Source organism: Veronia nyctiphanis, assembly GCF_004116385.1.
Classification (GTDB): Bacteria; Pseudomonadota; Gammaproteobacteria; order Enterobacterales; family Vibrionaceae; genus Veronia; species Veronia nyctiphanis.
The window spans coordinates 1-9,939 of sequence record NZ_PEIB01000059.1 but is presented as its reverse complement, the minus strand read 5'-3'; the positions used below and the strand labels follow the sequence as shown (position 1 = coordinate 9,939).

Genomic DNA, 9,939 nt, shown 5'->3' with positions numbered 1-9,939 from the left:
CTTTGGTGGAGACTTTACCACCTTAAATGGTGTCCGGGTTCATTAAACCACTACATTAACCTGATTTATGTTCAGGTGTTTAACACTGTTATGTGAATTTATGAAGATTGAGAAAGCAGAACAATTACCAAGCGATATTGAAGCTTTGCTGACTGAAAGCCAATCAGAGGGGTTTCACTTTTTAGCCCGACTTCAAAATGACTTTACAAGTGGAGTCAATAAGTTCAATAAGCACGGTGAAACCCTTGTTACTGTTAGGGTCGATGGTAAGTTAGTCGCTATCGGCGGTATTAATCGTCAAGATAACTGCGCACGGTTGCGTCGATTCTACGTCAGTAAGTGCAGTCGCCGTTTGGGTGTTGGGCGCGAATTGCTCCAATTTCTTGAAGAACACGCGACTCAGTACTTTACGAAAGTAACCTTATTTACCGACACATTAAGAGCGAGTCAATTTTACGAAGCTTGTGGTTATTTACCTGTAAATACGCACCACGTTAGTCATGAGAAAACATTCACATAACAAGAGACAATGGCTTTCAGGTTAACTAAAACACCTTCAGTAAGACGTAAATTGCCTATGTTTGTCGTTATACATCAGGCGAACACAGAGCTCACCTTGCCAAATTTACTCTGTCCAAATCCTCGCCAGCTTGTCTGGCGTAACTCAAAATTGCCCCAAAGTTTGTTAGGGGCTCTTTATGAAACAATATATTAATGGTCGCCAACGTATTATTCGTTGGCGACCACTCAATAAGTTACGTCATCTATTTTAGTGTCGAGAATCTTGCCTGATAAGGCGTCAATTCATTCCCTTCCATCGTTAAGGGAGCGTATAAATTAGGTCTACGACCTCTGATCCAGCGTCTGCCTGTACACATATTTAGATCTTTCGCATTGAGATCAGCAATAACCATATCATTATCGACGCAGCCAGTTTCAGCGATAATTTCGCCGTAGGGATTGAGCACCATCGCATTCCCCGTTCTAACTTCATCCATATCAACCCCAACACCGTTACTAAAGATCAGGAACATGCCATTATCATGGGCACGCGCGGGTAGCCAACGCATTAACCATTTTCTTCCTTTAGAACCTTGCATTTCAGAACGAATCGAATCTGGATTCTGTTTACGATTATGCCAAAGCTCGGGATCAATCAACCCCATCGCATTGGGGCTGCGAGAGTTCGTGCCGCCTGTTTGATGAGGCGCGACTAGGATATCAGCCCCTTTTAATGCTGTTATTCGAACATTCTCGACTAAATTATTATCCCAGCAAATCAGGATCCCTACGCGGCATCCATGTGGCGTATCAAATACAGTGTATTCATTACCACTTCTCATGTGTTCGCTGACAAACGTATGCAGCTTTCTGTGTTTGGCTATCTGGCCATCAGGCATGGCCATTATGTAAGAATTATAGAAATTTCCGTCCTTGTCCTTTTCAATTAAACCTGCTCCTATGCTGAGTTGGTATTGTTCAGACATTTTTAGCAAGCGTTGAGATGTTTCCCCTTGTGGGATGAACTCGGACAAATCATTGATCTCTGATTTTTTAAGTTTCGAAACATGCCAATAACCAGTCACACACATTTCAGGGAATGCGATGATTTTTACCCCTTGTTTAGCCGCCTTTTCTACGTAACTTTGAATGACCGATAAGTTGTAGTTTTTATCGTTCGCATGGTGGTTAAATTGGACAGTCGCAACACGGATATCTTTCATAATTGTTCCCTTTACTTGGTGAATATCAACCATTTTAAAAAGGTCGTTTGATTCCGTATAATGAATAAAATTCCTATATTTAATGAGCTTATGGAATGGATTTTATCGATTTACGCGCATTCTGCCAGTTAGCGTTAGATGGTAACTATCGAGTAGCTTCAGAGCACTTACACATCACTCAGTCAGCTTTAACTAAGAAGATTCAGCGCCTTGAAGCTTTTTGTGGAGTAGTTTTATTTGAGAGAGGAAGACAAGGAGCCAGTCTTACTGCGGCAGGCGTAGCTCTTTTACCTGAAGCGCAACGAATTGTATCGAGTTTTGAATCTTATAAATCTCTAACTCAACGAGTCGCAAAGGGAATTGCAGGAACTCTTAATATAGGTTTTGGTATATCTTCCTACCACCTTGCACCAGATTACATAGCTAAGTTTAAAAAACACTACCCAGAGATCCACATTACACTTAACGATATACCATCTCAAAAGCAGTCAGAGTTCCTACTTCTGGGGGATCTTCATCTTAGCTTTAGTCGACTACCAGCTGTAGCTCCGCTGACGGGCGTGAAGCTCTGTACAGATCAATTAGTGCTTGCGATACATAGAAGCCAAATCATAGACAAAAACAAATTATGGTCTTCGTTAGATTCAATCGATTATTTACAGCTTAACCCTGAGCGAGGTAAGGGGCTAAGCCAACAAATTAACATGCTATTAGAGGAGCATGAGAAAAAACTTAATGTAGTTCAGGAGGCCGATGATATTCAAACATTGTTGGCACTAGTATCAGCAAATTTGGGCTTCACTATTGTTCCAGCAAGTGTAAAGCATATTGCGAATGAGCACGTCGTTTTTTGGGAACTGCCCGGGGAAAGTAGCTCATGGGATGTCGGCCTAATTTGGAATAAGCAGTTAGAGAGCTTTGCAAAAGATAATTTCATTCAATTTGTTGAGAAGATGCAAATTGAACGTAGTTGATTCTATAGGTGAATGGCCACAGAACTCGTAGGCTGTAGTAACCTAGATTTTCCCCTACCCCAGTTTATCTGATCTGTATGGCTTAGAGTTCCAACTCTAAGCCATTTTTGTCCAAATCCGCGCCAGCATGTCTGGCGTAACTCGAAACCGCCCAAAATTGATTTAGGCGCGACTTTTCAGGTCAGCACCTTATGTCGAAGTGATTGAACAACCTTTGTTTGCGTTGCGTGTCTGAAATTCTAGTAACTCATTTGAATTCACATTCAGGTTGTTATTTCTTGGTGGCTCAAACGAGGTTTGCGGCTAAGTGAAATGCGGTAGCTTTTTCAATTGGCGCTGGCGGTAAGCCGCGAAAGACATGGAGCAAGGGCTAACAAATGCAGCCACAGGACAAAATACCGCTTTGCAATTTTTGCCTGTGCTGGCAGGCGCTAGGTATTACCAAAACTTAACCGAGGAGAAAAGATGTACTTTTGGAGAATTAATACGCTAAAAGAGGACTTTATTGCTGGGAATGTAACCGAGAAAAGCATGTTCAAATACTTAGTTGCCTACACAATATTTGTAGGCTTGGCCATGATTCCACCCAGTGAACCAAATCAATTTGATTTATTGTCAATATTGATTCTAATTCCTGTTTCGATTATCGGTCTTCTATACGCATACTCCAGCAATGGCGGTGACTCAGGGACTGATTTCTTAGCCAAGTACTTTGCCATAGGGTGGGTTGTTACCGTTAGGCTTCTAGTTGTGTTTATTCCCTTAGCAGTAGTTACGAACATAGTAATGGTGGGCTCTGGTTTTGACATTTCCGAGGGAACTACTATGTGGAATGTACTGATTACTATAGTTATTGAAGCTTTCTATTTTTGGCGCATCGCTGTTCATATTGGGCAAACGGCCAACGTCAATGCCTAACAAACAAAGGTACAATCGCCCGCAGAAAACGCGGGCTGGACGCTCTCTGTGTTCGCGACTGAGCTTTGGGCGTTGGCCGAGTTGACCTGCTCCCCAAGAACTAGATCATGCAGCACTTAGCCAATAATCCATTAGTTTTTATTAGCAAGTAGGCTATCCAGCAATTACCCTCGCCAACTCAAATTTGTCCAAATCCGCGCCAGCTCGTCTGGCGTAACTCGAAATCGCCCAAACTCGTCCAGCACAATCTGCTCTAGGTTTATGCCCCAAAACTTGATAGCTCTGCAGTGGCCCTCGCTTTTATGCCTGATTTTTTGCTATGAATTCTCCTTTACTTGGGTATATGTGGAAATATTGTTGTATTTAAACTGGTTAGGTGATTATATTCACCTTTCAGGCGAATCCGCAGTGCTACCGCCGATCAATCTAATTGCGAATCAATCATGTCTGAATACTTTGTTGCCAATAGCCTTATTAACCATCTGTTGAATTACTTGCACAGCCAAGGTAAGAATAAATCGACACTCATGCGACAATGTAATATCAGCCCAGAAGTAGAAGAAAATGCGGAACAATATTCTGACATAACCCTGCTTAATCGGCTTTATCAGCACATAGACCAATCGTTGGGCGATGAAAAATTTGCGTTTGATTTTGTACTAAATAGCCAATCAGACTATTCCATTGCAGGCTTTATTGCGTTGAAAAGCCCTACGTTAGCGCATGCGCTGGAGCACGCACGGCGGTTTTATCAATTGCAATCGAATGCCAGCAAATTAATCATTCAACAAAATGAGCAAAAGGCTAAATTGATCACGCGATATCGTCATGCAGTTAACCCACATCCTAGTATGATAATCTCAGGCGTGTTCAGTGCATATCGTATGATTAATCAAGCACTAGAAGAGCAAGGGAAAATTCACTGTGTGTATTTTTCGTTACCTGAACCTAGGCCTGAAGATTACGATTCTTTTACTCAATATTTTGATTGTCCAGTGTATTTTGAGCAAGTAGATCATGCATTGGTGTTCGATACTAATTTACTACACATGCCACTGGGTGGTCACGACCCCGCAGTGAGAGTACTCTTGGAAACTCATGCCAATCATTTATTGGCCCAACTGCCTCAAGAATCGAGCTTGCTCGAGCAGGTCGAAGCTCTAATTCACCAAGGCTTAAGCGAAGGGAAATGCGATATTCAAGTCGTTTCGAGGGCAATGAACATGAGTTCGAAAACCCTTCAGAGAAAACTGGCACAGCATCAGTGTCAATTTAAGAATTTACTCGACGTGTGTCGCCAAGAACTCGCAAAACAGTATCTAAACCGCGGCATAAGTTTAATCGAAATTACCTTTTTATTGGCGTATTCCGATCAAAGTGCATTTACTCGGGCGTTTAAATCTTGGTTTGGCTGCTCACCAAGTCAATATCGCCAGAAGCTAAGAAGCTAAGAAGCTAGTGGCTCACAATATAGTACTGACGGCGACTTAATCGAGATAGTGCCATAAAAATCAGCAAGCTAAGACCCACAATCAGATAGCCAACTAATTCCATACCGACTAAACGCTGATCATGCTGATGTGTAAGTAGGGAGCTAACTATACCTCCTGTTGCCATCGCCATATTTGTCACGATCATGTTCATAAGCAATAATCGGCCTCGCAATGAAATTGGCACGATTTCGGTTAACATCACTTGTACAGCGGGATATCGACTTGCATCGCCCATCATCATAAAAAATAGCAAAGTACTGATAAATGCCATTGGTAACCAGTTTGCTGTTGCAATAACGGTAACAAGCATTAATAGACCTGAGCCAAAAGCAATCGGGAATAGGCGCGCACCACGACGGACAAAATGACTGGCAATGAGGTTACCAAAAATAGCGCCAAACCCTGCCATTAAAAAACACATTCCAATTTCGATACTGGACATCAAAAAATTAAGCTCTAACCAAACGCCTAGTTGCGGTACCACGCAATACACGACCAGTACCAATAAAAACTCAATGATCAGTATCCAACGTGTGGCCGTGTGTTGCCACAATGAAAACAACTCACTATACAGCTTGCGTGCGTTGAACTGAGTCACGCCCGTTGATATCGGTTGTAGCCCCAGAGCCAACCCCAATGGCAATAGCGATAGTAACGCGATAAAGCCAAACCCTGTTTGCCACGAAGTAATCTCAACGAACCACGCCATAAAAGGCACACCGAAACTTGATGCCATTGGAATCGCCAATAACGACCACGTCACCACACTTGCGCGCTTTGAATCATGGCTTACATCCCCAGCATAGGCGATTGCGTTCGGCATAATAATACCCGCAACCATGCCAGCAAAGGCTCTTAAAATAAGAATATGGCTAGGAGTAGTGGCTAACATGGATAACAAACAACTAATAATCAGCCCAGAAATAAGCGCGATTAAGATAGGTTTACGGCCAAAATAATCAGAAAAAGGCGCCGTTAACAAGGCAGAAATGAGCGCAAACATAGGATAGATTGAAATCAAAAGTGGGGCATTTTCAATCCCTAGCCCAGTTTCTTCAGCGATGAGCGCCCCAACGGGGATCATCATGACAAATTCTAGTGTGGCAACGAAAATTGCCGAAAACAACGTAGCAATAGTGAGTTTCATATTCAGTCCTTTTTAAGCAGCAACAGTAAAGGGGCTTAATTTCCAACCAGCGAGCGTTTGGGCGATGCCTTCGTCTAACGAAGTAGGCGTAAAACTAAAATGACGACAAAACTTACGATCGTTGACTACAAAATCAAAATCACGCTGATAACGTGTTTCTTGAATGGCGCGAAGTGATGGCATGATCCAACTTAAACCTGTTTCAATCGCGCCTTGAACATTGGTAATTTTGAGTGGTGCGCCAACTTGCTGATATACCTTGTGTAGGATCTCTCTTGGGCTAATTGCGGGTGCATTGGGTACGTGCCACACTTCGCCTTCACGTTCATGATCCAATGCCAGTAAAATGAGTGCACGGGCAAAATCATCGATAAACGTGAAGCTATGTCTTGCAGACAAATTACCCACATATGTGGCAGATTTTTCCGCCACAGCCGCACCAAACACCCCCTCTCCAAGCAGTGCGTGCTTTATATTTGGGCCATAAAAATCAGAACCGCGTGCAATGCTTACGGTTAGCATTTGTTTGTGATGTGCATCCAATAGGCGTTGAGCGGCTTTGGCTCGAATTTTACCTTTAGTGCTAGTTGTCAAATACGCATCGGTCTCAGTTAACGCGTGAGAATGCTGGCCATAGGCATATAAATTATCCGCATAAATAAGCTTGGTTTCACTGTGTTCAAAGCCTTGAATAATGGCATCTGTCATTGGCAAAAACTGAGTTTTCCAATGTGAATAGGCTGGGCTGGCGCAATGAATCACGACATTGGCTTTGTGGCGAAGAGACTTAACAAATTCAACCTGACTCAGGTCGCCTTGAATGTAATCAATGCCTTTCACCACTTGAGTGGCTGAACGGCTAACACTGATGACATGGATACTTTGGCTGATTAATTGGCGAATAACGGCTTGACCTAAATGTCCATTACCACCGAGTACCAAAACAGTATTATGCGGGGACATATGTAATACCTAATTGAGAATGTAATCTAAGTATCTAATGCCGCAGGTGAGGCGTCTGAACATCTAAGGACAAAAGCTTGACAATTCAGTACAATATGGTTCGTAACCGCTGGATTTAAACATTCGTTGAGTTGTAATAGACTTGCTAGAAGTCGGTAGTAACAGCTTGAGAGTGGCCAAAGATTGAATTAAGAAAAAGCGATACGATATGTCTTTTCTTTGTTCCCTCTACGATTTAGTTTGATGCATAGGTTTTCATCCCCTTAGGGGAGAGTCCTGAAGGATCTTCTCATAATTCTCCCAACCAGATAAATGTGTCAGCCGCTGATATTCGAGCATAGCCCACTGATATTACTGTCCATTGATACAATATCGTCGGTGGTTTCTCACCTCTTTCCCTAAACGAGGAATAGAGAGAACGCGTTCTGTTATGCCACAGAGCCAGTCCATACGCGGGGCTTTCCAAGTCGCGGAATGCTTCTTCTATCTGCATTCTTTTTGTATATAAACGACTATGGCTTTCGAGTTAATCAAAAATACCTTCAGTGAGACGTAAGTTACCCATACTTTTACTAATGCATATGGCGCACACAGAAATCGTCTTGCCAACTTGATTCTGTCCAAATCTGCGCCAGCTCGTCTGGCGCAACTCGAAACCGCGCAAATCTTCACCAGTTTGAGTGGCTTGTCTGAAATTCCAATCACGCAGTTGAATTCACATTCAAGTTGTTGTTTTTTTTGGTAACTTAAACACGGTTTGCAGCAAAGCGGAATGTGGTAACTTTTTCTGTAGGTGCTGACGGTAAGCCGCGAAAAACATGGAGCAAGGGATAACAAATGCAGCCACAGGACAAAAAACCGCTCCGCCATTTTTGCTTGTGCTGGCAGGCGTTATACGGATACTAAAATTTTAAGTACTGGGATAGTTCTACATGAAAATAGCGATAGGTGGTGATCATGCTGGCTACCTTTATAAGAAGCAGCTGATTACCAAATTAGAAGAACAAGGGTACTCAGTAGATGACTTTGGCCCATTTAGCTCAGAATCATGCGATTATCCAGATATGATACATCCCCTTGCTAAATCCATTGATAACAAATCACATGATATAGGCATTATCATGTGCGGAAGTGGCAATGGAATATCGATTACTGCAAATAAACATCAGGGAGTTAGGTGCGCGCTAGCATGGAACGTTGAAGTCGCATCTCTAGCTAGGTCGCATAACGACGCTAATATATTGGCTTTACCGGCTAGATTCATTTCCTATCAAGAAGCCGTTCAAATTGTAGACTCATTTATCTCTACTCCTTTTGAAGCTGGGCGTCACCTAAATAGAGTTAACAAAATACCTATTACCTAATTTGGCTTCATTGGTTACGTATAACAAGAGTTAAGGTTTCAAGATATATTTTCTAATCAAATATGGTCATGTTAGTGCAATAGTACTAACTGACTTTTGTCCAAATACGCGCCAGCTCGTCTGGCGTAACTCGAAATCACCCAAAAATGATTTAGTACAAAAGCACTATGCGAGTCTAATACTGAGATTTACATAAAAAATTTTATCCGAAATTGACCGTTAATCAGCATTTAGGATTTCTCGATACTTGTTGAGTGCGATGGGGTAATTAGCCGATAAAATATCACTATATAAATATCCATATCAGCCAATTTGTCCAATATAATTCATATTCCCCATTTTGGTGTTTTTTCCCGCAAAGGATTTTAGACAATTCTCTTCACGCCGGAGGGTTCGAGGTGTGCAGACGATCGCAAATTTCACCCATGAATTATATTGGACACTTTGGGGGATATAGCGCTGTTAGCTGGTATGAGTAAATTCAAACGTTAACTTTACATACTCAAAATGGTTATCTGCTTTCTCCCCGCAGCACTTCTGTTAATCGTTTTTGGAAGCATGTCAGTTTTGGGCAGCGCATATTCTATTTTCACCCCAACTTCATAAGAGCCGGTTGTAACCAGAGTATTATTGTTTTTCTTCATCGCATTCCTCTATTCAGGCGATATTGCTGGCTTAATTTCCCTAGCTAGCATATTTGAGTTTATTATGTATGGTTCAATCAGATCTAATCGTAACCTCAAGGTCAACAAGATTTTATTGGTAGTTGGATTAGTTTCTTGCTTAATAACTTTTTGTATTTTTGCAAGCGTGACGAGGATATTTAGTGTTGTACTATTACTCCCAATATTGTCAGGTTTACACTTTTTATATATAGGTAAAAGTTATTTTCGTACAAACAGCTAACAAGTGCTTTAAAAATCGTGACCTTTGGGCACTGGACTCGCAATAAGTTGCTTATGGTTTAGGCGAGCGTTATATACTAATATATTTCAATACGATTATCTCATCGGAAACATTATAAAATATCAATGAAATTTATATAATTTATTCTTCATCAAGAATACTAAATTATTTTTATTTAAATGTTGATACAGGAGTAAGAAAATGGATGCAACTGAAACAATAGGACCTACACGAAAGTCAGTAGATGAACGTGTTCATGAACATGCTAAAGAAACTAATAGAGACCAAAAATTCAAAGATAGGCAGCCGATAGTGAGGAGAAGTGTCCACTTCCCCTATCCTGAGACAGTCTAAACTGGAGTTTTCTGCCCTTTAACTGCAGGAGAACACCATGAAAAAGTCACGGTTCACCGAAACACAGATCGTTGCGATCCTCAGAGAGGCCGATGC

The 9,939-nt window shown here is 41.7% G+C and carries 8 protein-coding genes; 5 read left to right on the top strand and 3 right to left on the bottom strand.

The annotated features are described in order from the left end of the window. The first annotated feature begins 100 nt into the window (after window positions 1-100). Window positions 101-520 carry a GNAT family N-acetyltransferase gene (locus tag CS022_RS23910; RefSeq protein WP_129124378.1) on the top strand — a complete coding sequence of 140 codons (420 nt, stop codon included), beginning with the start codon at window positions 101-103 and terminating at the stop codon, window positions 518-520. A 244-nt stretch (window positions 521-764) separates the two neighbouring features. On the opposite strand, the gene CS022_RS23905 is transcribed toward CS022_RS23910, so the two are convergent. Next, window positions 765-1,757, bottom strand: coding sequence for a nitrilase family protein (locus CS022_RS23905; RefSeq protein ID WP_129124377.1), 993 nt, complete (start codon window positions 1,755-1,757; stop codon window positions 765-767). A 62-nt stretch (window positions 1,758-1,819) separates the two neighbouring features. Between CS022_RS23905 and CS022_RS23900 the strand changes: the two genes are divergently transcribed. The 3 genes from CS022_RS23900 (at window position 1,820) to CS022_RS23890 (ending at window position 5,067) form a co-directional block, all read left to right on the top strand. Beyond that, entirely contained in the window at window positions 1,820-2,698 is an 879-nt protein-coding gene (locus CS022_RS23900; protein ID WP_002538149.1) for a LysR family transcriptional regulator, read from the top strand. A 465-nt stretch (window positions 2,699-3,163) separates the two neighbouring features. Continuing rightward, complete coding sequence (locus tag CS022_RS23895; RefSeq protein WP_129124376.1) at window positions 3,164-3,616, top strand: hypothetical protein; 453 nt, start codon at window positions 3,164-3,166, stop codon at window positions 3,614-3,616. A 443-nt stretch (window positions 3,617-4,059) separates the two neighbouring features. Further along, on the top strand, window positions 4,060-5,067 hold the full coding sequence (locus CS022_RS23890) for an AraC family transcriptional regulator (protein ID WP_129124375.1): 1,008 nt from the start codon (window positions 4,060-4,062) through the stop codon (window positions 5,065-5,067). Window positions 5,068-5,071: 4 nt separating this feature from the next. Here CS022_RS23890 and CS022_RS23885 read toward each other — a convergent pair whose 3' ends face one another. Together CS022_RS23885 and CS022_RS23880 are read right to left on the bottom strand one after the other, a co-directional pair. Beyond that, window positions 5,072-6,256, bottom strand: coding sequence for an MFS transporter (locus CS022_RS23885; protein WP_129124374.1), 1,185 nt, complete (start codon window positions 6,254-6,256; stop codon window positions 5,072-5,074). A 12-nt stretch (window positions 6,257-6,268) separates the two neighbouring features. Next, complete coding sequence (locus CS022_RS23880) at window positions 6,269-7,219, bottom strand: NAD-dependent epimerase/dehydratase family protein (protein ID WP_129124373.1); 951 nt, start codon at window positions 7,217-7,219, stop codon at window positions 6,269-6,271. 932 nt (window positions 7,220-8,151) lie between these two features. Between CS022_RS23880 and rpiB the strand changes: the two genes are divergently transcribed. Further along, window positions 8,152-8,583: a ribose 5-phosphate isomerase B gene (rpiB, locus tag CS022_RS23875; protein WP_129124372.1), complete on the top strand. Its 432-nt coding sequence runs from the start codon at window positions 8,152-8,154 to the stop codon at window positions 8,581-8,583. Window positions 8,584-9,939: the final 1,356 nt, after the last annotated feature.

What these genes read in the sequence shown, in the direction of transcription:
- CS022_RS23885 (WP_129124374.1), bottom strand. Translation starts at nt 6,256, where the DNA reads ATGAAACTCACTATTGCTACGTTGTTTTCGGCAATTTTCGTTGCCACA.
- CS022_RS23880 (WP_129124373.1), bottom strand. Translation starts at nt 7,219, where the DNA reads ATGTCCCCGCATAATACTGTTTTGGTACTCGGTGGTAATGGACATTTA.
- CS022_RS23900 (WP_002538149.1), top strand. Translation starts at nt 1,820, where the DNA reads ATGGATTTTATCGATTTACGCGCATTCTGCCAGTTAGCGTTAGATGGT.
- CS022_RS23890 (WP_129124375.1), top strand. Translation starts at nt 4,060, where the DNA reads ATGTCTGAATACTTTGTTGCCAATAGCCTTATTAACCATCTGTTGAAT.
- CS022_RS23905 (WP_129124377.1), bottom strand. Translation starts at nt 1,757, where the DNA reads ATGGTTGATATTCACCAAGTAAAGGGAACAATTATGAAAGATATCCGT.
- rpiB (WP_129124372.1), top strand. Translation starts at nt 8,152, where the DNA reads ATGAAAATAGCGATAGGTGGTGATCATGCTGGCTACCTTTATAAGAAG.
- CS022_RS23910 (WP_129124378.1), top strand. Translation starts at nt 101, where the DNA reads ATGAAGATTGAGAAAGCAGAACAATTACCAAGCGATATTGAAGCTTTG.
- CS022_RS23895 (WP_129124376.1), top strand. Translation starts at nt 3,164, where the DNA reads ATGTACTTTTGGAGAATTAATACGCTAAAAGAGGACTTTATTGCTGGG.